Here is a 20424-nt window from a genome sequence, read left to right as displayed (position 1 = left end):
TCTCTCCATCCCTTCGGTTTCGACGCGCGGCCCTCCGCCAGACAGATAGTCGCGGCTTGCGGCGCGAGCTACCGGTTGCGCTTTCCGCGACACATAGATTTTTGACTCCGAATGCAACGCGCCGGAGGTCGAGCATGTTGTAGCGCAGTCGTAATCGCGGCCTCGGCTTTCACTAGCGGAATCAAAAAAGTACTAACACCCGCCCCGGAACGTGGTGGCTGGCCGGATAGCGCGCGCCTAGCCTGATCAGATCGTCCGGGGGAGGAAACGTTCCGGGGGATGTTTGGGGCTGAGTGCCCCGCCGGGCGGGCTTGGTGGAAAGCTCTACCGGCAAAGATTCCAACCATTTCAGGGAGCGAGACATGGGTTGCGAGACCAAGAGCTTAACATTGAACCGCCGCGCGCTTTTGCAGGGCGCGGCAGCCACTGCCGGCGGCCTGTTGCTGGCGGGCGGCGAGCGCGCCGCGGCGCAAGGCACGACCTCCAAGGTTGTGGCTTGGGAGACCGGCTATCTCGGTTTCTTCTTCTTCGTCGTGCTGCAGGAGGCGCTGAAGCGCAAGGTCGAAAGCCTCGGCCTGGAATTCGTCGGCAAGGACGCCAATGGCGATGCCAACGCGCAGGTCAACGACTGGAACAGCCTGCTCTTGCAGAAGCCGCGCTACCTCATTTCCGACGCGCTGGATTCGGAGCTGCTCATCCCACTGAGCAAGAAGGCGAAGTCGCTCGGCGTGCCGCTCGGCATGGTCGACACCGTGCTTACCGGCGGAGAGGTAGCCGCTTCGGTGACCTTCGACAACAAGCAGTCGGGCGTCATGGCGGCGGAGAAGACCGCCGAGCTGCTCACCAAGAAGCACGGCTCGCCGAAGGGCAGCGTGCTCAACAATTACGGCTCGCTGACCGCCGTGGCGCTGCGCGACCGCAAAGACGGTTTCGAGGACACGCTTAAGAGCAAATATCCCGACATCGAGATCATCTCGCGGCCGCAGAACAACCAGCATGAGCAGGCGCTCGCCGTGGTCTCGGCGACGCTGCGCGAGCGGCCGGACCTCGACGCCATCCACATGCCGACCGACATCTTCGTCGTTGATGCCCGCAAGGCACTCGAAACGCAGAAACGGCTGTTTCCGGTCGGCCATGAGAAGCACATCATCCTGACCAGCATCGATGCCTCGCCGAATGCGCTGGAATGGGTGAAGGCCGGCGAGATCGACGCCGACATCGCACAGGACCCGATCGCCTATGTCGAGATCGTCGTCGACCTGCTGGAAGAGTACACGCTGAAGGGCAAGCCGGTTCCGACCGGACCTTACGAAAACAAGAAGTATTTTTGGGAGAAGGGCACGATCGCCGACAGCCCGTCCGGCCCGCTGCTCACCATCCCGCCCTACTTCCTCACCAAGGAAAATGCCGACGACCCGCGCCACTGGGCCAATGTCGTGACCCAGGTGTGGAAGATGCAGCAGAACGCCGGCTGAGATCGCAGCCGACGAGGCGGGTGAGAACGCGCCCATCGCGTTCTCACCTCATTTCGAGATTGCCGGTTATCCCAATGGTCAACGCCGACGGCACAATCGTGCCCGATAGCCTTGCGCAGGACGGTGCCAACGCTGTTCTGACCGTCGACAATGTCTTCAAGCGCTTCGGCCCGCTTGCGGTGTTGGACGGCGTCTCGCTGAGCGTGTCGCGGGGCGCGATCCATGGCCTGCTCGGCAAGAACGGCGCTGGCAAATCGACGCTGTCCAACATCATCGCCGGGCTGTTGCGTCTCGACAGTGGCACCATCCTGTTGAATGGGGAGGACGTGTCGGCTCTGCCGTTGACGGCGCGCAAGAAGCGCGGGCTCCACCTTCTGTCGCAGCATTCGGAGATCTTCGAAGACCTCTCGATCGGCGAAAATCTTCTGCTGCCGGATCTGCCGAGACGCTACGGCTTGACCGACTGGTCCGCGCTCCGCCGCCTGGCGGTGCGCCAGCTCGAAAGCCACGGCATGCCGGTCGATCCGAGGCGGCGCGCCGGCGACCTCGGCGCCAGCGACAGGCGCAGGCTCGCCATCATCAAGGCGGTCGCGGCCGAAGCCTCGCTGATCATCCTCGACGAGCCGACCGCAGGCCTTGCGGCGGCCGAGCGGCTGCATCTGCTGGAATGGGTCGAGAGCCTTACCCAACGGGGCACGTCTTTCATCTACATCTCGCACCACAACGACGAGGTGCGCCAGCTCTGTTCGGAATACACGGTGCTGCGCGACGGCAAGGTGACCGCCAGCGGCAAAGCGGCGGAGCCTTCGGCCGAGGCCATGGCGCGCGTCATCACCGGCGCCGACGTCGCCGAATTCCACCGCGCCCGCAAGGATCATGGCGCGGCCATCGAGCTCAGCGGGCTATCCTTTTCCGGCGGCGGCCCGGTCGATCTTGCGATCGGCCACGGCGAGATCGTCGGCCTCGTCGGCCTGCTCGGCGAAGGGCCGCAGGAATTGATGCGGGCGCTGGGCGGCCTGCTGCCCATCGAGGCCGGTGCCGTCCTGATCGATGGCCGGGAAGCGCGTCTCGGCTCGCCGGGGCAGAGCCTCGGCTCGGGCATTGCCTACCTCACGCATGACCGCATCGGCGAAGGCCTGGTCGGCTCGATGTCGGTGACCGAGAACCTCAACCTCGGCAATTGGCCGCTATCGCTCGGCTGGCTGGTGAGCGGCGCCGGCATGAACCGCCGCATGCGCGAGGCGCGCGGCGCCATGGAGATCGTCATGGGCAGCGGCGCCCAGGAGATCGGCGAGTTGTCTGGCGGCAACCAGCAGAAGGTGCTGCTTGGCCGGCTGCTGGAACGCAAGCCGAGATTGCTTCTGCTCGACGAACCGACCGTCGGCGTCGATGTCGCCGCCAAGGAGCAGATCCACCGCCTGATCGACGATGCGACGAAGGAGGGCGTTAGCGTGCTTCTGCTCGCGCAGGACCCGGAAGAGATGCAGCGCCTCGTCGACCGCGTGGTGATCTTCTCCAAGGGTCGAATCGCGCGAATGCTGCGCGGCGCCGAGATCACCATCGATGCGATCGCCGAAGCGAGAGCGGCGCGATGACAGGGGCAGTATCAGACATGACCAGCAAGAAATTCCTTCTCGACAATGTGGTCTGGATCCTGATCATCGTGTTCAGCATCCTCGCCGGCTTCCTCAATCCCTTCTTCCTTTCGGAAGGCAATCTGCAGAACGTGCTGGTGCAGGCGACCACGCTGGGCGTGCTGGTGCTGGCGGTCTCCTTCACGCTTCTGATCGGCGAGATCGATCTCTCGGTGGTCGGCAATCTGGTCTTCTCGAGCATGGTCGGCGCCTATGCCATGCAGCAGTTCGGCGTCCACTGGACGCTGGCCGTGCTCATCACCATCGTTGCCGGGGTGCTCGTCGGTCTGCTCAACGGCTACTTCGTCGCCTATTTGCGCATGAATTCGCTGATCGCGACGCTGGCCATGGGGCTTTTTCTGCAAGGCGCGGTGCTCGGCGCCACCCAGGCCCGCACCATGGTGGTGACCGATGAAGGCTACAGCTACATAGGCAGCGCCACCATCGGCAGCTGGCCGGTAATGCCGATCGCCCTCTTCGTCGCCTATCTCCTGGCGCATGTCGTGCTTGCTTATTCGGCCTGGGGTCGCAACCTCTATGCCACCGGCGGCAACCGCCGGGCGGCGAATGCCGCAGGCATCGACGTCAAGCGCGCGAGGCTTGGCGCCTTCAGCGCTTCCGGCTTCCTCGCTGGAGTGGCCGGCTTCCTCTACACCTCCTATCTCGGCGGCGTCAGCGTGACCGTCGGCAGCACGACGCTGCTCTATGCCGTGGCAGCACCCGTCATCGGCGGCGTTTCGCTGTTCGGCGGCCGCGGCCGCGTCATCGGCATGCTCGGCGGCACGCTGCTCATCACCGTCATCCAGACCGGCCTGCAGCTCATCAACGTCTCGGCCTATTACATTCAGATGATCGGCGGCGCGATGATCCTGCTTGCGATCGCCGTCGATGCCTTCCGCATAAGGAGCGAGGAACGCGGCGTCGTTTGAGGCGCCGCTCAGCGGCGTGGAGGCTCAGAATAGTCAAAAAAGTACCAATGGAGTGACGCGAACATGGTGGCGAAGATCTTGTCGGCTCGATAGCTTGGCTGACATGAGGCCGAAACCGACGGCGCGTCGTAGAGGGGACGCGCCTTGGCTTCAATACGGGAGGAGCAGCGATGAAACCCGATCTTGAAGTTGTGCAGATCAGGCCGGGCGAGTCTTTCACTGCCTGGTCGCACGGTTACCCGTTCCGCACGGTGCGCTGGCATTTCCATCCGGAATACGAACTGCATCTCATCGTCGCCACCCGCGGCCGCTATTTCGTCGGCGACTTCATCGGCGAGTTCGAGCCGGGCAATCTGGTGCTGACCGGCCCCAACCTGCCGCACAACTGGGTGAGCGATGTGCCGAAGGACGCGACGGTGCCCCTGCGCTGCCGCATCATCCAGTTCAATGAAGGCTTTATCGACGGCGCCATCAACACCTTCCCCGAGCTCGCGGCGCTGACGCCGGTGCTCGAAGCCTCGCGCCGCGGCGTGCTGTTCAGCCGCCAGACCAGCAAGCAGCTTGGCCCGCTGATGGAAGAGATCATGAATTCGCAAGGCGTGCGCCGCATCGAGCTGTTCATGATGATAATGGGTCTGCTCAGCCGCGCCGAAGGCGCGCGCATGCTGGCCAGCGCGAGCTACCTGCCCGATCCGTCGGGGTATATGTCGGCCGGCATCAACAAGGCGCTTGCCTATCTGCGCGAGAACCTGACCCAGCCCTTCAGCGAGACGGACCTAGCCGCCATCGCCGGCCAGTCGCCCAGTGTGTTCTCCCGCTCCTTCCGCCAGCACACCGGTATGACGCTGGTTCAGTATGTGAAGCGGCTGCGCATCAACCTGGCCTGCCAGATGCTGATGAGCGACGAGCAGGCTTCGATCACCAGCATCTGCTTCGAGGTCGGCTACAACACCCTTTCCAACTTCAACCGGCAGTTTCTCGCCGAAAAGGGCATGACGCCCTCGCATTTCCGGCGGCTGACACTGCACAACATCAACCTGACGAAAGCGGCCTAGCCAGCCGGCACGACAAGCAGCGGCATCGAGTTGGCATGGCAAACGTGCCCGGCAAGGCAAAGCTTGGCTGCGCCACTGGCCGGAACGGCAACACCGACAAGGAAACGAAGGTGACATCACCATCCGCGACCCTTGTCATCCTGCCGCAAAGCAATGACCTATAGCAACCGAACGGATCGGGCGAAGGATCTGAAGTCATGAGCAGTCATTTCATCGGCATCGACATCGGAACCGGCAGTGCCCGCGCGGGCGTCTTCGACCAAGCGGGCGCCATGCTTGCGTCCGCCAAGGCCGACATCGCCACCTGGCATGCCGAAGGCCATATCGTCGAGCAATCGAGCAATGACATCTGGCGCGCCGTTTCTACGACCGTCCGCGAGGCGGTGTCGCTTGCCGGCATCCCGGCGCAGTCGGTGCATGGCGTCGGCTTCGACGCCACCTGCTCGCTTGTCGTTCTGGGGCCGGGTGGCGAGCCGCTGACGGTCAGCCCGTCAGGGGATCCCGAGCGCAACATCATCGTCTGGATGGACCACCGCGCCACCGAGCAGGCGCGCAGGATCAACGGCACCGGCGAGGACGTGCTGCGCTATGTCGGCGGCACAATCTCGCCCGAGATGGAAACCCCGAAGCTCTTATGGCTCGCCGAGAACATGCCGCGGACCTTCGCCGCGGCATGGCAGTTCATGGATCTCGCCGATTTCCTCACCTGGCGCGCCACCGGCAGCCTGGCGCGCTCGACCTGCACGGTGACTTGCAAATGGACCTATCTCGCGCACGAGGCACGCTGGGATGATGGCTATTTTCGCAAGGTCGGGCTCGGCGCGCTCGCGGATGAGGAATTTGCCCGGATCGGCACCGAGGTCGTGGCGCCGGGGAGCGCGCTGCCCAACGGCTTGAGGAGCAACGCGGCGGCCGAGCTTGGCCTTTTGCCCGGAACGCCGGTCGCCGCCGGCATGATCGATGCGCATGCCGGCGGCATCGGCTCGGTCGGCGCGCGCGGCGGCGCCGGCGATGTGACCACGCGCATGGCCTATGTCTTCGGCACTTCGGCCTGCACCATGACGACGACCGAGCAGGCGGCTTTCGTGCCGGGCGTGTGGGGGCCCTATTTCTCCGCGATGGTGCCGGGGCTGTGGCTGAACGAAGGCGGCCAGTCGGCCGCGGGCGCCGCCATCGATCGCCTGGTCGGCATGCACCCCGCCGCCGTCGAGCTGGCCGGGATCGCGGCGCGAGGCGGCCAGAACCTCAGCCAGTGGCTGGCGCAGGAGGCGGAGCGGCATGGCGGTGCGGCGAAGGCGGACAGACTGGTCGGCGGCTTGCATGTCGTTCCCGAATTTCTAGGCAATCGTGCCCCCTTGGCCAATCCCGACGCGCGCGGACTGGTCGCCGGCTTGGACATGGCGACCGGGGCCGACAGTCTCGTCGCGCTCTATGTCGCCGGCCTCTGCGGCCTCGGCTATGGCGCCCGCCAGATCCTGGCCGCCATGCATGGCCGCGGCATCAACATCGATACGATCGCCATCAGCGGCGGCGCAGGGCAGAGCCCGCTCGTGCGGCAGCTCATCGCCGACTCCACCGGCAAGGTGGTCTACGCGCCAACGTCCCCCGAGCCGGTGCTGCTCGGCTCAGCGATGCTCGGCGCGGTGGCCGCCGGGCGCCACTCCGACCTTCGCGCGGCCATGGCGGCGATGTCGGAGGTGGGCGAGGTCTATTCGCCGAACGACGCGCTCGCTGCCTGCCACGACAGGCGCTTTGCCGCGTTCGAACGCCTGCAGGCTGCTGCGCTGTCAGTTTTGGCTGTGTGAGATATCCAGCCGTCGCCCGCCAACATTCACCGTCACTTGCCCTCTTGGGCCGGAACCATCGCCGGGCGGAGGGGTTGTGTCGTCAGACTTCGATACATGGAAGGAAAGACGATGCGGACATTGACGATGATGCTCGCTCTTTCGACCCTTGCCCTGGCGCAGTCGGTCTCGGCTCAACACGCCGATCCGCAACCGCCCCAGGTTCTGCCCCCGGCTGAACAACCTCGGCTCGACCAGGTGCAACCCGATCCGCCAAGTTCCGGCCAGACCGTTACCAACGTCGTGGTGGTGGCGATGGAGGACCTGCCCGCGGAGATCAAGGTCCAGGCCGAAGCCGTGGTCACCAGGACAACCGCCACGGACCTGGCCAAGCTGCAGAAATCGATCGATGCCTCGCCCGAGGCGGTATCGGTGCTGCATGCGAACGGGCTGAATTCCTCGCAGGTCGTCGCGGCCAACATCGATGGCGACGGCACGCTGACGCTGATCATCCAGACCACGACATGATCAGCGGCGCCGCGGGCGGTTGACCCGACTGCAGCGGCCAAACAAAACGAGAGTCCGCGAAGAGGCCGCCATGGCCGAAACCGCAATTCGCAACTTCACGCTCAACTTCGGACCGCAGCACCCCTCGGCGCATGGTGTGCTCAGGCTGGTGCTGGAACTCGACGGCGAGATCGTCGACCGCGCCGATCCGCATATCGGCCTGCTCCACCGCGGCACCGAGAAGCTGATCGAATACAAGAACTATCTGCAGGCCCTGCCCTATTTCGACCGGCTCGACTATGTGGCGCCGATGAACCAGGAGCATGCCTTCTGCCTCGCCGCCGAGAAGCTGCTCGAAATATCGGTTCCCCGGCGCGGACAGCTTATCCGCGTCCTGTTTTGCGAGATCGGCCGGCTGTTGTCGCACCTGCTCAACGTCACCACGCAGGCGATGGATATTGGCGCGCTGACGCCGCCGCTCTGGGGCTTCGCCGAGCGGGAGAAGCTGATGGTCTTTTATGAGCGCGCGTCGGGCGCGCGCATGCATGCCAACTATTTCAGGGTCGGCGGCGTGCATCAGGATCTGCCGGGAGAGTTGCTCGACGACATCTGGAATTTCTGTGATCCGTTCCTGGGAACTTTGAGCAATCTCGATGAACTCCTGACCGAAAACCGTATCTTCAAGCAGCGCAATGTCGACGTCGGCGTGATCGGACAGGACGATGCTTGGGCATGGGGTTTCTCCGGCCCGATGGTGCGCGGCTCGGGCGCGGCCTGGGATTTGCGCAAGGCGCAACCCTATGAATGCTATCCCGAAATGAATTTCGACATTCCGGTCGGCAAGCACGGCGACTGCTACGACCGCTATCTCGTGCGCATGGAGGAGATGCGGCAGTCGGTTAGGATCATGAGGCAATGTCTGGAGAAGCTGCGCTTGCCCGACGGGCACGGCCCGGTCGCCGTACCGAACCAGAAGATCACGCCGCCGCCGCGCGCCACCATGAAGCGTTCCATGGAGGCGACGATCCACCATTTCAAGCTCTACACCGAAGGCCATCATGTGCCGCCGGGCGAGGTCTACGCCGCGGTGGAGGCGCCCAAAGGCGAATTCGGCGTCTATCTTGTCTCTGACGGCAGCAATGTTCCGTACCGCTGCAAGATACGTGCGCCGTCTTTCGCCCACCTTCAGGCGATGGACTTCCTGTCGCGCGGGCACATGATCGCCGATGTCGCGGCCATCATCGGATCGCTGGATATCGTGTTCGGAGAGATCGATCGCTGAGTGGAGGTGCGGCGCGGGCAGCCCTAAGAGCAAATTCCAGACATAGTCCCAAACTTCGCGCGGGGAATTGCATCAACAGCAGAATGAGCGAAAGCAAAAAGATAGAGCGGTTCGACGTTCTCGCAAAACGGTGAATCGCTCTAGCTACCGACGGCTGGGGACAACTCCCCTCCGTCTCCGATAAGGATTGAACTTGCCGCGGTTCTTCGAACCGCGGCAGTCGTCTTAGTGCATGAACACCGATCTCAGCCAGGCAAGAATTCCCGAGCCTGGAGAGATGGCCGCGCGAACGCGGGACGCCGCCCAGCGTGCCGGCAGATTGGCGCCGACATGGCAATGGCAGACGACCTCGTGCAGTTGCCAGTCGCTGAGTTCGAAGAAGCGCTTTGCTTCGCCGTAGGTGTCGTCCTTCAGGCCCTGAGCACGAAAGATCGGGTCTTCGAAGGCGACAGTAATCGGCGATCCGGTGGAACGCATCTTTTCGCGCACGTCGGGTGTGGCGTATTCGGTGCCCGCAAGCGCCATAAGGCGCCGGCCGGGATCCTGCTCCAGAAGTTGCGCCCAGCGTTCGAGGCGTTGGCCACGACTGGCGATGAGAACCGCTGCTTCAGCATGAACGTCGGCAACGGCATTGAGTTGGTCTACGGTTTGGTGCTTCAAGGCCGCCTCCTATGTCGGCAGATGATCACCCGCCCCGCAAACGGAACTAAGGCGCTGCATGGCGCCGGCAAGGGCGAAATGGGCGACGGGAAATCATTTGATCGTCATTCGTGTCCGACCCCGCCGAAGCGCGGCGGGATCGCTGTGGAACCATCCCCGGTCGAGGCCGTTCTGCCATGCGTCAGCCGCCGGTGATCAGGTGTCGATGAAGCGTCGGATGAGGCGGCTCTACCCATCATGTTCTGGTCGGGCAGATACCGGTTGCCCAAACCGCATCTCGCGGACTGCTCCGCCAGCGCAACGAGGGACCACCTTATGGCTATTCTCCCCACTCCCGACCCCACGCCAACGCCGGTCCCCACGCCGCCGCCGTTTCCCGACCCAAAACCGATGCGCGAACCGGATCCGGAGAGGCTGCCGGACGAGGAACCCGTTCCCAATCCGGATGAGAACGACGTGCCTCCCAAGCACTCGGGTGCGCTCGGTGCAGGGCCACGAGGCCATATCGGTGCGGGACATCATCGATGAGGCCGACCTCGGCCGCTCGGCTGATTGGCCACACGTCGGCCGGTCGCGCCGCCCCGCATTGTAAAGCGGATTGAACGATTCAAAGCACCAAGCCGGCGTCTATTCAAACCGCGCCGGCGTCCAGGCTCCTCCGGCCGCGTTCGACTCCACTGCCGCCGCCAGGAACTTCACACCACGAGCGCCGTCGACGACGTCCGGCACCTGCGCCGCGCGCGCAACATCGACCGCAGCGCCCGCTCGATGCGCGCGGATGATGTCGGCGGCATCGCGGTAGAAATTGGCGAAGGCCTCGATATAGCCCTCGGGATGCGCCGCCGGCATGCGCGAGACGCGCCGGGCTTCCGTCGTCGAGCCGTGGCCGCCGCGCACCAGCGTGCGTGCCTCCTCGCCATACGGCGCGAAGCGCAGTTCCTCCGGCCGCGTGCCCGACCATTCGAGCCCGGCCCGGTCGCCATAGATGCGCACCGAGAGATCGTTGTAGTGGCCGGGCGAAGTCTGGCTGGCGAGGATGGTGCCGCGCGCCCCGCCGGTCCAGCGCACCAGGACATGCGCGTTGTCGTCGAGGCGACGACCTGGCACGGCGGTGAAAAGGTCCGCCGATACGGCGTCAGCCTCGAAGCCGGAGATGAAGCTCGCCAGGTTGAAGGCGTGCACGCCGATGTCGGCAAGCACCGCCGATTGCCCGGCGCGCGCAGGGTCGGTGCGCCATTCGGCCTGCTTCTGGCCTTGCGCGTCGATCGGCTGCGTCAGCCAGTCCTGGATGTAGGCACCGTGCACGGACAGGATGCGGCCGAGTTCGCCCGCTGCCACCATTTCGCGCGCCTGCCGCGCCATGGCGTAACCGGTGTTGTTCAATGTGACGAGGAAGCGGCGCTTCTTCGCCTTGGTGAGCGCCACCAACGCCTCAGCTTCGGCAAGCGTCGTCGACAGCGGCTTGTCGCAGATGACGTCGATGCCGGCTTCCAGGAAAGCAGTGGCGATCGGCGCATGCAGATGGTTGGGCGTGACGATGACTACCGCCTCGATGCCGTCCGTCCGCGCCGCTTCGGCCTTTGCCATCGCATGGTAGTCGTCATAGCTGCGCTCCGGCGCGATGCCGATCTCAGCGGCGGATGCCGCAGCGTTCTCGGCATCCGAGGACAGCGCACCCGCCACCAGCAGGATCTGGTCGTCGAGCCGCATGGCCAACCGATGAACCGCGCCGATGAAGGCGTTGCGACCGCCGCCGACCATGCCGACCGTCAGGCGTTTGCGTAAGGTTCCGTCAGCGGTTGCGTAGACCATGGTTCGAGTCCTCCCGGATGCCGTCCAGCACAGGGACTATAGGAGGCGCCTCGCCAATTTCGAACAGCCTTTCCAAATTTTGTTTTGTAAAACGATCGTGCCGCACTAGCCTTGTGCGAGACCGGTGGAGGAGGGGTTCGAATGGTGAAGCGTCGCATGGCTACCCGCCGGCTTGTCGAGGCGATGGAACCAAGACAATCGCTTCAAGTTTTGAATTCTCCCCTTTTTCCAACCGTCGGCGACTGGCGATCTTCACCGCAAGTTCGGGTCGCCTCACGTACAACGGCTCAAATCCGGCCCATCTTATGAGCGGCGCACGAACCTCACCCGGCGAGAGCGTTCCCCGTAAACGCGGCCGTTCGCTGGCGGCACTTGGCTACACGAAACCACAAACCTATGAGGAGCTGCGCGCGGTGCTCTCTTCCGGCACCGTGCATTTCCCGAAAAGGATGCGCCAAGTCGCCATCTTCCTATGGCAGCATCCGAGCGACGTTGCGCTCGGCACCATCGCCCAGGTGGCGGCGCAGGCAGGCGTGCAGCCCTCGACGCTGGTACGCTTCGCGCAGATCTTCGGCTATGCCGGCTTTTCCGACTTCCAGGGCCTGTTCAAGGACCATTTGAAAGGCTCCTGGCCGGAAGGACGCACGCGCGACAACAAGGAACCGGCAGCAGCCGAACCCCACGCCGACTTGCATTTCCTCAACGGCATGGTCGGCGCCTCGCAGGCTTCTCTCAACCGCATCGGCAATGGTTTCGACACCGACAGCTTCGAGAAGATGGCCGACCTGCTGGCGGGAGCCGAGCTGATCTACGTGATCGGCAGCAAGCGCGCTTTCCCGGTCACCACCTATCTGTCGCTGACGCTGTCGCAGCAGGGCGTGCGCAACGTATTGGTCGACAATGTCGGCTCGACCGCGCTCGATCAGGTCGGCTGCATAAGCCAGTGCGACGCGGTGCTCGCCGTTTCCTTCAGCCCTTACAACTCGATCACCCCAGACCTGGTCGCCCTCGCCCATGATCGCGGAGCACGCATCGTCGCCATCACCGACAGCACCTTCTCACCGCTGGTGAAACTCTCCGACACCTGGCTGGAAGTGGTGGAACAGGACTTCGCAGGCTTCCGCTCGCTCGCCGCTTCGCTCGCCGTCGGCATGGCTTTGGTCCACGGCGTCGTCGCGCGGCGGACAGGTTGATCGGCGCAGTTGACTACAAGGAACTGTCGTTCCATATACGAGAAAATAGAAACTTTGTTCCGGGAGGAGGAATGGAGGTTCGGCTCGACGGCAAGGTCTTGTTGATCACCGGTTCGACGCAAGGCATCGGCCGCGCGATTGCCTGGACGGCCGCCCGTTCCGGCGCCGAAGCTTTGCTGATCACCGGCCGCAACCGGCAGCGCGGCGAAGCGGTCGCGGCGGAACTGTCGGCGATCGGGGCGCCGTCCGCTTTCCTGGCAGCCGACCTCGGCGACCCGAACACTCCGGCCCTGCTCGCCGCCGCATGCACCGAGCGCTTCGGCCGCATCGACGGGCTGGTCAATGCAGGGGCTCTGACCGACCGGGCCTCCTTCGTCGATGCCGGCCTCGACGACTGGACATCATTGTTCGCCGTCAATGCGCGTGCGCCGTTCTTCCTGATGCAGGCGGCGATCGCCGACATGAAAAAGCGCGGACAAGGCGGCGCCATCGTCAACATCCTGTCGATCAATGCGCATTGCGGCGCGCCGGACCTCGCCGTCTATTCCGCCACCAAGGGCGCTCTGGCGACGCTGACCAAGAATGCCGCCAACGCGCACCGCTTCGATCGCATCCGCGTCAACGGCATCAATGTCGGCTGGACCGACACGCCCGCCGAACGCGTCATGCAGGCCGAAACGCTCGGCCACGGCCCGGGCTGGCTAGACGCGGCCAATGCCGCGCAGCCCTTCGGCCGGCTACTCTCCGTTGCCGACGTAGCGAACCTCGCCGTCTTCCTGCTCTCCGACGCGGCCGGGCCGATGACCGGCGCGCTGATCGACCAGGAGCAATGGGTGATCGGAGCGAACCGGTGAGCATCTCACCCTCCGCCAATCTCGGCCCCGCCCTGCTCGGCGTTGTGCCGCCTGAAGTCCGCAGACCGGCTTACGCTCGCTCGGCGCTGCAGCCGGGCATTGCCCATATCGGCGTCGGCGCCTTTCACCGCTGCCACCAGGCTGAATACACCGATGACCTCCTGGCGGACGATTTCGACCGCTGGGGACTGGTCGGCATCAACATCCGGCCTCCCGTGCTCGCCGCGACGCTCGGCCGGCAGGACGGCCTCTATACGCGGCTCATCCGTCAGAACAACGAGATCGAGGCCCGCGTCATCGGCAGCATCGTCCGTGTGGTCGACAGCCAGCACAGCGCCGCGCCCGCACTCGAGGTGCTCGCCTCGCCCGATATCGAGATGGTCACGATGACGGTGACCGAAAAGGGCTATTGCCACATCCCGTCGAGCGGCGCGCTCGACCTAGACCATCCCGACATTGTCCACGACCTCGCCAACCCCGAGGCCCCGCGCAGCGTGCCCGGCATCCTGGCACGAGCGCTTGAGCTGCGCATGGGCTCGCATGGCCGCCCGGTGACGCTGCTTTCCTGCGACAACATCCCGGCCAACGGCACTATCCTCGGCAATGTCGTGCAGACATTCGCCGAGCGGCGCGGCAACGGCTTGGCGGACTGGATCGCCGCCAATATCGCCTTCCCCTCGGCCATGGTCGACCGCATCGCGCCGGCAACGACCGAGGCCGATATCGAGACGGTCGAGCAGCGCTTCGGCTATCGCGACAGCGCCGTCGTCGTCGGCGAGCGCTTTCGGCAATGGGTGATCGAGAACCGCTTCGCCGGCCGCGTGCCGCGCTGGGACCGCATCGGCGCCGCTTTCGTAGACGACGTCACGCCGTTCGAGCATCTCAAGATGCGGGTGCTGAACGGCGCCCAGACGGCACTCAGCTATCTTGGCGTTTTGGGCGGCTTCGAGCACACATCGGACGCCATGGCCGACCCATTGCTTGCCACCTTCGTCCGCCGCATGCTGACGGAAGAGACGCTGCCGACGCTGATGCCCGTGCCCGGCATCTCGCCGTCAGCCTATGTCGAGCAAAGCCTTTCGCGCCTCGCCAACACGGCGATCCGCCACCGCAATCACCAGATCGCTACCGACGGCTCGCAGAAGATCGTCCAACGCCTGCTCAACCCGGTCAGTGATCGCCTGGCTAAGGGCCAAAGCATCGCGCTGCTGTCGGTTCCGGTCGCGGGCTGGATAGCCTATCTGATCAAGGCATCGTCGCGGTTCGGCCGCGCCTGGCAGGTGTCCGATCCTTTTGCCGAAAAGATTGCGGCCATCGCCGATCGCGTTGGTTCGGACAGCAGGGCCCTTGCCAATGCAATCCTTGCCGTCGAAGCCATCTTCCATCCGTCACTTGCCGCCAGCGACATGTTCCACGCAAATGTCGTCACCAGCCTCGATGGTTTGCTGTCAGATGATCCGATGGCCTTTGTCAGACATGTGTGCGCTGATCCAACAGATGCACGGTTGAAGCGACCAGCACGATCTGCATAGTACGAAGCGGGAGGCATCATGAAGCTTGGACTGCTCACGGCACCATTTCCGGATATTTCCCTCGGCGATGTCGCCGACTGGGCGAACTCGGCCGGCTTCGAAGCGCTCGAGATCGCCTGCTGGCCGAAGACTTCGGGCGCCAGTCGTCGCTATGCCGGCACCAGCCATATCGACGCCGCCGGCACCTCCCCCGCGCAAGCCAAGGACATTGCCGCCGAGCTCGCCGGCAAGGGCCTGACGATCTCCGGTCTCGGTTTCTATCCCAATCCGTTGCATCCCGATCAGGCGCATCGCGATGCGGTGATCGATCACCTGAAGAAGGTGATCGTGCTGGCAAGCCGAATGGGTGTCTCGCCCGTCAACACCTTCTGCGGCGGCGACGCCTCGAAGACTGTCGACGACAATTGGCAGGCCGCGCAGAAAATCTGGCCCGCGATCATCGCCCACGCGCGCGAGCACGGCGTCAAGCTCGCCTTCGAGAACTGCCCGATGATCTTCAGCTATGACGAATGGCCGGGCGGACACAACATCGCCTATTCGCCCTATGTCTGGCGCCGGATTCTCGAGGCCTGGGGCGGCGACGTCGGCATGAATTTCGACCCCTCGCATCTCGTCTGGCAGATGATCGACAAGGAACGCTTCATCCGCGAGTTCGGCCCGCACATGCTGCATGTGCATGCCAAGGACCTGATGATCGATCATGATGGTTTGTATGAGCGCGGGATCCTTTCCGCAGGCATAGGCTGGCAGGTGCCACGCATGCCGGGGCTTGGCGACATCAACTGGAGCAGCATCTTTTCGGGCCTTTACCGGGCCGGATATGACGGGCCGGTGGTCATCGAGCATGAGGACCGCCGGTTCGAGGGAAGCGACGAGAAGGTCAAGCGCGGTTTTCTGCTGGCTCGCGACGTGCTGCGCCCCTTCGTCAAATGAGGGGACAAACGGCTAGGCTTCGATCGCTTCGCAGCCCAGGAACTGAAATCAATGTGGAGGAGTACTGAAATGAAGAAATACCTGACCATGGCCCCGCTGCTTGCCGGCGCCGCCTTGCTTGCCTCGGTGGGCGTGTCGTCCGCCGAAGGCAAATACACGATCGGCATCTCCAACACCGTGCAGGGCAATGGCTGGCGTGAGGAAATGATCTGCGCCATGAAGGCCCAGGCGCTCGCCTCCGGCGAAGTGGCGAAGCTCAACATCGCCCACCGCAACACCGACGCCGCCGGCCAGCTCGAGGACATCCGCAATCTGATCAGCGCCAAGGTAAACGCCATCGTCGTCAACCCGGCCGATCCGGCCGGCATCAAGGCCGGTCTGGAGGAAGCCACCAAGGCCGGTATCGTCGTCGTCGCTGTCGACCAGGCGGTGACCGAGCCGTCCGCATACATCATCTCCAACAACCAGGAACAGTATGCCTATCTCGGCGCCAAGTGGCTGTTCCAGCAGATGGGCGGCAAGGGCGAGGTGCTGTACATGCGCGGCGCCGCCGGTGCTTCCGCCGACAGCGACCGCGACAAGGGCTTCAAGAAGGCGCTGGCCGAATTCCCCGACGTGAAGGTCGCGCAGGAAGTCTTCACCGGCTGGCAGCAGGACCAGGCCAAGCAGCAGATCCTGTCCTTCCTCGCCACCGGAACGCCGATCAACGGCATTTGGACCTCCGGCATCGACAACGTCATCGTCGACGCTCTGGTCGAGCAGCAGGCGCCGATGGTGCCGGTTGTCGGCGCCGACAATGCCGGCTTCGTCGGTCAGTTGAACACGGTCAAGGGTCTGGTCGGCGCTGCCGTCACCAATCCCGGCTCGATCGGCGGCGCCGGCGTTACGCTCGCACTGCAGATCCTCGACGGCAAGAAGCCGGCGCAGCAAACCGTTCTGGTCGAGCCGCAGCTCTGGGAAAATGTCACGGAGGAAGGCAAGGCCAAGCTGAAGGCGGCCGCCGACCCGTCGCTCAGCCCCGAATGGCCGGTCTCGATCTCGATTCCGGACTGGACCACCTACACCAAGGAGCAGATCGTCGCCTGCAAGGGTCCGGGCGAATAATCGCCCGACCGACTTCAACTTCGCAGATTTCGCAAAAGCATCCTACGGTTTTTGCGATAAGGAACTGCGGCAGATAAGGTCGCTGGGACGGCAGGTGCGAACCTGCCGTCCTCGGTGCTTGATGCGAGAACGCTGGTTTTGACGACGAACGAATTGCCGAACAATACATTGCTGGACGCCACCGGCGTGGCGAAGAATTACGGCGCGGTTTCGGCGCTGCGTGACGCATCGTTGTCGGTGCTGCCGGGCGAAGTGCATGCGCTGATGGGCGCCAACGGCGCCGGCAAGTCGACCCTTGTTAAGATCCTGACCGGTGCGATCCCGGCGGATGCCGGCCGCATCCTGATCCGCGGCGAAGCTCGCGATGTCCGCTCTCCGGCCGCCGCGCGTCGCGCCGGCCTGCTGCCGGTCTACCAGGAACCGGCGCTGATCCCCGACCTCGATGTGCTTTCCAATCTCAGGCTCACCGGCACGCCGGTCGAGCCGTTCCGCGCCTGGGTGCGCGAGCTCGGCATTCCGAACCTCGACATACGCGAGACCGCGCGCGACATTCCGCTGGCCGTCCTGCGTGTGCTCGACCTGGCGCGCGCGCTCGCCGCCGAGCCCGACGTTCTGCTGCTCGACGAGATGACGGCCGCGCTGCCCGCCAACCTTGCCGAAAAAGTGCTGGAAGTCGTGCGCCGCCAGGGCGACAGCGGCCGCTCGGTCATCTTCATCTCGCACCGTTTCGTCGAGATCTCGGCGCTGTGCGACCGAGCCACAGTGCTGCGCGACGGCGCAACCGTCGGCGTCATCGACATCGAGCCCGGCGTCGAGGAAAAGATCGTCGAGATGATGCTTGGCGCCCGTATCGAGAAGACCAGCGTCGCCGCGGCGCGCACGGCAAGCGAAGCGCCGGTCGTGAAGGACAGCCACCCTCGGCTTTCGGTCCGCAACCTGCAGCTCGGCACGAAGCTGCATGACGTCTCTTTCGATCTCGCCAATGGCGAGGTGGCCGGCGTCGTCGCGCTCGAGGGCCAGGGCCAGGACGAGCTCTTCGCCGCCCTTGCCGGCTCGATCCGCCCGGCCGGCGGCACGATCGCCGTCGATGGCGCGCCGGTGAAGTTCTTCCATCCGAGCGATGCCATCCAGGCCGGCCTCGCCTACGTGCCGGGTGACCGCACGGAGGCTTTAGCCATGCAGCGTTCGGTGCGCGAGAACGTCGCGCTGCCTTTCAGCGCTGCGCTGCGCAAATGGGGACCGATCAAGGTGCGCCGGGAGCATATGGTGGTTTCAAGCGCCATCGCCCGGCTGCAGATCGACACCCGCGCGCAGGGCGAGGTCCAGCGCCTTTCCGGCGGCAACCAGCAGAAGGTGACGATTGCCCGCTGGATCGCGGCAGATGCCCGCACCATCCTCTGCTTCGACCCGACGCGCGGCATCGATGTCGGCACCAAGCAGGAAATCTACAAATTGCTGCGCGAGCTCGCCGGCCTCGGCAAATCGGTCCTCTTCTACACATCCGAGCTGGAGGAAGTGCAGCGTGTCTGCGACCGCGTCATCGTCATCTTCGGCGGCCGTGTCGTCGACACCTTCCCGGTCGAGCTCGCCGACGAGCCGGCTCTGATGCGGGCCGCCTACGGCCTGCCGCGCGGCGCCAGGGCGGATGTCGGCATCCTTGCCGATGTCAGGCCAACGTCCGACGCGGAGACCGCGCCATGATGCGCTTCCTGCGCCGCCAGGGCTGGGTCGCCGGCCTGCTCGCCCTGCTCGTATTCCTGTTCGTCGTCACCAAGCTGATCCAGCCGGGCTACGGCAGCGGCGACTTCGGCTCGCTGGCGCGGGCGGTTCTGCCCTACGCCTTCGCCGTCGCGGCGCAGACTGTGGTGGTCATCGCCGGCGGCATCGACCTCTCGGTTGCCGCCATGATGGCGCTGACCAGCGTCACCGCCGCCTCGATGATGAACGGCGCCAGCGAGGAATATGCGTACTTCGTCGTGCCCTTCGTGCTGGCCATGGGCCTTGTGCTCGGCGCGCTGAACGGCCTCCTGATCGTGGTGACCCGAGTGCCGGATATCGTGGTTACTTTAGCCACGCTCTTCGTTCTGCAAGGCGCGGCGCTTCTGGTGCTTGACGCGCCCGGCGGCGCAGCCGCCGAGTGGCTGAAGGCCACCGTCGTCGGCACCATGCCGATCCCCGGCCTGCCGGATTGGGCCGATGCCTGGGTCCCGAAGGCGCTGGTGCTGCTGCTTGTCTGCCTCTTCGTCATCTGGATCCCGCTCAGGCGCTCGCGGCTTGGCCTCTCCATCTACGCCATCGGCAGCAACGAGCTCGCCGCCTTCCGCAGCGGTGTGCCGGTGGCCCGCACCAGGATCGTCGCTTACGCGCTCTCCGGCCTGTTCGCAGCACTTGGCGGGCTGTCGCTCACCATCAGCACCGGCATCGGCGCGCCGATCCCCGGTCCCTATCTGCTGGCCAGCGTCGCGGCGGTGGTGCTGGGCGGCGTCGCGCTCGGTGGCGGCAAGGGTGGGCTGCTCGGGCCGATCATCGCCGTCTTCGTGCTCAGGCTGGTGCGCACCGACCTGACGCTTCTGGCCATCGATCCCAACGTCACGGCCATCATCGAGGGCGCGATCATGGTCGCCGTGGTGATGTTCGGCGCCTTCATCACCATCCGGGGCCGCCCGGCAGGAGCAACACCATGACGAACAGCGCGACCATGCCCCAGCCGGTCTCGCTCGGCCGCCGCCTGAAGCGCTTCATGGCGGACCGGCCGCTCATTCCCCTGATCATCCTGCTCGTCATACTGGTGCTGATCCTGCAGGTTCTTCGCCCCGGGATCGTCAACGAGCGCTGGATCGCCAACACCGCCAAGTTCGCCATTCCGCTGGCAATCCTCGCCGGTTGTCAGACCATGACGATGCTCACCGGCGGCATCGACCTCTCGGTCGGCACGGTGGCGACGATGAGCGCCTTCATCATGGCGACGCAAATCGTCAACCAGGATCCGACGGTGGCTTTCATCCTCGCCATGCTGCCGGCGGTGCTGATCGGCCTCGTCAACGGCGTCGGCGTCGGCGTCTTCCGCGTCCATCCGCTGATCATGACGCTCGGCACCAGCCTGATCGGCACCGGCTTCCTGCAGGTCTACCAGCGCACCGTGATCGCCTCCGGCGCCAAGATTCCGGATTTCCTCAACTGGCTCGGCACCGGTCTCACCTACGGCTTCCCCAACGCGCTCTTCCTGTTCGTGCCGGTGGCGGTGCTGATCGTCTTCACCTTGAACCGTACAGGCTTCGGCCGCCTGCTCTACGCCGTCGGCGACAATGAGCGCGCTGCACGGCTTTCGGGCGTCCGCTACTGGCAGGTGATCACGGCGCTCTATGTCATCTCCAGCCTGCTCGCCGGCATCACCGGCCTGCTCTATATCGGCCTGATCAAGGCGCCCTCGCTGTCGCTCGCCGAGCCGCTGGTGCTACCTTCGGTGGCTGCCGCCGTCATCGGCGGCACCTCGATCTTCGGCGGCCGCGGCGGCTATATGGGAACCATTGTCGGCGCGCTGATCCTGACCGTGCTGACGACGCTGCTCACCATCCTGCATATGCCCGAAGGCGGCCGCCGCATCCTCTTCGGTTTCATCGTGCTGTTCGTGACCGCGGCCTATTTGAGGATCATCGAGGACAGGTAACAG

17 protein-coding genes are annotated in these 20424 nt (G+C 64.7%); 15 read left to right on the top strand and 2 right to left on the bottom strand.

The genetic code is table 11. The annotated features are described in order from the left end of the window. Window positions 1-362: 362 nt before the first annotated feature. The 7 genes from P9217_RS13880 to P9217_RS13850 all read left to right on the top strand — a co-directional run bounded on the left by P9217_RS13880 (window position 363) and on the right by P9217_RS13850 (window position 8666). On the top strand, window positions 363-1475 hold the full coding sequence (locus P9217_RS13880) for a sugar ABC transporter substrate-binding protein (RefSeq protein WP_127324215.1): 1113 nt from the start codon (window positions 363-365) through the stop codon (window positions 1473-1475). A 74-nt stretch (window positions 1476-1549) separates the two neighbouring features. Continuing rightward, on the top strand, window positions 1550-3070 hold the full coding sequence (locus P9217_RS13875; protein ID WP_278087076.1) for a sugar ABC transporter ATP-binding protein: 1521 nt from the start codon (window positions 1550-1552) through the stop codon (window positions 3068-3070). A gap of 17 nt (window positions 3071-3087) precedes the next feature. Continuing rightward, entirely contained in the window at window positions 3088-4038 is a 951-nt protein-coding gene (locus tag P9217_RS13870; protein WP_278087075.1) for an ABC transporter permease, read from the top strand. Between the two features lie 170 nt (window positions 4039-4208). Further along, entirely contained in the window at window positions 4209-5093 is an 885-nt protein-coding gene (locus P9217_RS13865; protein ID WP_278087074.1) for an AraC family transcriptional regulator, read from the top strand. Window positions 5094-5290: 197 nt separating this feature from the next. Continuing rightward, window positions 5291-6898: an FGGY-family carbohydrate kinase gene (locus tag P9217_RS13860; protein ID WP_278087073.1), complete on the top strand. Its 1608-nt coding sequence runs from the start codon at window positions 5291-5293 to the stop codon at window positions 6896-6898. A 111-nt stretch (window positions 6899-7009) separates the two neighbouring features. Further along, window positions 7010-7405: a hypothetical protein gene (locus P9217_RS13855; protein WP_127247019.1), complete on the top strand. Its 396-nt coding sequence runs from the start codon at window positions 7010-7012 to the stop codon at window positions 7403-7405. 70 nt (window positions 7406-7475) lie between these two features. Continuing rightward, the gene (locus P9217_RS13850; RefSeq protein WP_278087072.1) at window positions 7476-8666 is read left to right on the top strand and encodes an NADH-quinone oxidoreductase subunit D; all 1191 of its coding nucleotides are present in this window, start codon (window positions 7476-7478) and stop codon (window positions 8664-8666) included. 225 nt (window positions 8667-8891) lie between these two features. Here the strand turns inward: P9217_RS13850 and P9217_RS13845 are convergent, their stop codons facing one another. Beyond that, window positions 8892-9326: a hypothetical protein gene (locus P9217_RS13845; RefSeq protein ID WP_067003930.1), complete on the bottom strand. Its 435-nt coding sequence runs from the start codon at window positions 9324-9326 to the stop codon at window positions 8892-8894. Between the two features lie 627 nt (window positions 9327-9953). Then, complete coding sequence (locus P9217_RS13840) at window positions 9954-11138, bottom strand: Gfo/Idh/MocA family oxidoreductase (protein WP_278087071.1); 1185 nt, start codon at window positions 11136-11138, stop codon at window positions 9954-9956. 305 nt (window positions 11139-11443) lie between these two features. Here P9217_RS13840 and P9217_RS13835 point away from each other — a divergent pair, with 305 nt between their 5' ends. The 8 genes from P9217_RS13835 (at window position 11444) to P9217_RS13800 (ending at window position 20421) form a co-directional block, all read left to right on the top strand. Continuing rightward, a complete protein-coding gene (locus P9217_RS13835) occupies window positions 11444-12331 on the top strand; it encodes a MurR/RpiR family transcriptional regulator (RefSeq protein WP_095830807.1) in 888 nt (295 codons plus the stop codon). Window positions 12332-12402: 71 nt separating this feature from the next. After that, window positions 12403-13185 carry an SDR family oxidoreductase gene (locus P9217_RS13830; RefSeq protein ID WP_278087070.1) on the top strand — a complete coding sequence of 261 codons (783 nt, stop codon included), beginning with the start codon at window positions 12403-12405 and terminating at the stop codon, window positions 13183-13185. Then, window positions 13182-14717 (top strand): mannitol dehydrogenase family protein, encoded by a 1536-nt coding sequence (locus P9217_RS13825; protein ID WP_278087069.1) that lies wholly within the window; start codon window positions 13182-13184, stop codon window positions 14715-14717. The genes P9217_RS13830 and P9217_RS13825 overlap by 4 nt, the downstream gene beginning before the upstream one ends. 18 nt (window positions 14718-14735) lie before the next feature. Further along, window positions 14736-15650, top strand: a complete 915-nt coding sequence (locus tag P9217_RS13820; protein ID WP_095826764.1) for a sugar phosphate isomerase/epimerase — start codon at window positions 14736-14738, stop codon at window positions 15648-15650. Window positions 15651-15719: 69 nt separating this feature from the next. Continuing rightward, window positions 15720-16754, top strand: coding sequence for an ABC transporter substrate-binding protein (locus P9217_RS13815; RefSeq protein WP_067003942.1), 1035 nt, complete (start codon window positions 15720-15722; stop codon window positions 16752-16754). A 153-nt stretch (window positions 16755-16907) separates the two neighbouring features. Then, the gene (locus P9217_RS13810; RefSeq protein WP_127239548.1) at window positions 16908-18455 is read left to right on the top strand and encodes a sugar ABC transporter ATP-binding protein; all 1548 of its coding nucleotides are present in this window, start codon (window positions 16908-16910) and stop codon (window positions 18453-18455) included. Further along, on the top strand, window positions 18452-19438 hold the full coding sequence (locus P9217_RS13805; protein ID WP_067003944.1) for an ABC transporter permease: 987 nt from the start codon (window positions 18452-18454) through the stop codon (window positions 19436-19438). The genes P9217_RS13810 and P9217_RS13805 overlap by 4 nt, the downstream gene beginning before the upstream one ends. After that, window positions 19435-20421, top strand: coding sequence for an ABC transporter permease (locus P9217_RS13800; protein WP_067003946.1), 987 nt, complete (start codon window positions 19435-19437; stop codon window positions 20419-20421). The genes P9217_RS13805 and P9217_RS13800 overlap by 4 nt, the downstream gene beginning before the upstream one ends. Window positions 20422-20424: the final 3 nt, after the last annotated feature.

The organism is Mesorhizobium sp. WSM4989, from assembly GCF_029625795.1.
In the GTDB taxonomy this organism is placed as follows: Bacteria; Pseudomonadota; Alphaproteobacteria; order Rhizobiales; family Rhizobiaceae; genus Mesorhizobium.
This window is presented reverse-complemented; position numbering and strand designations above follow the sequence as displayed.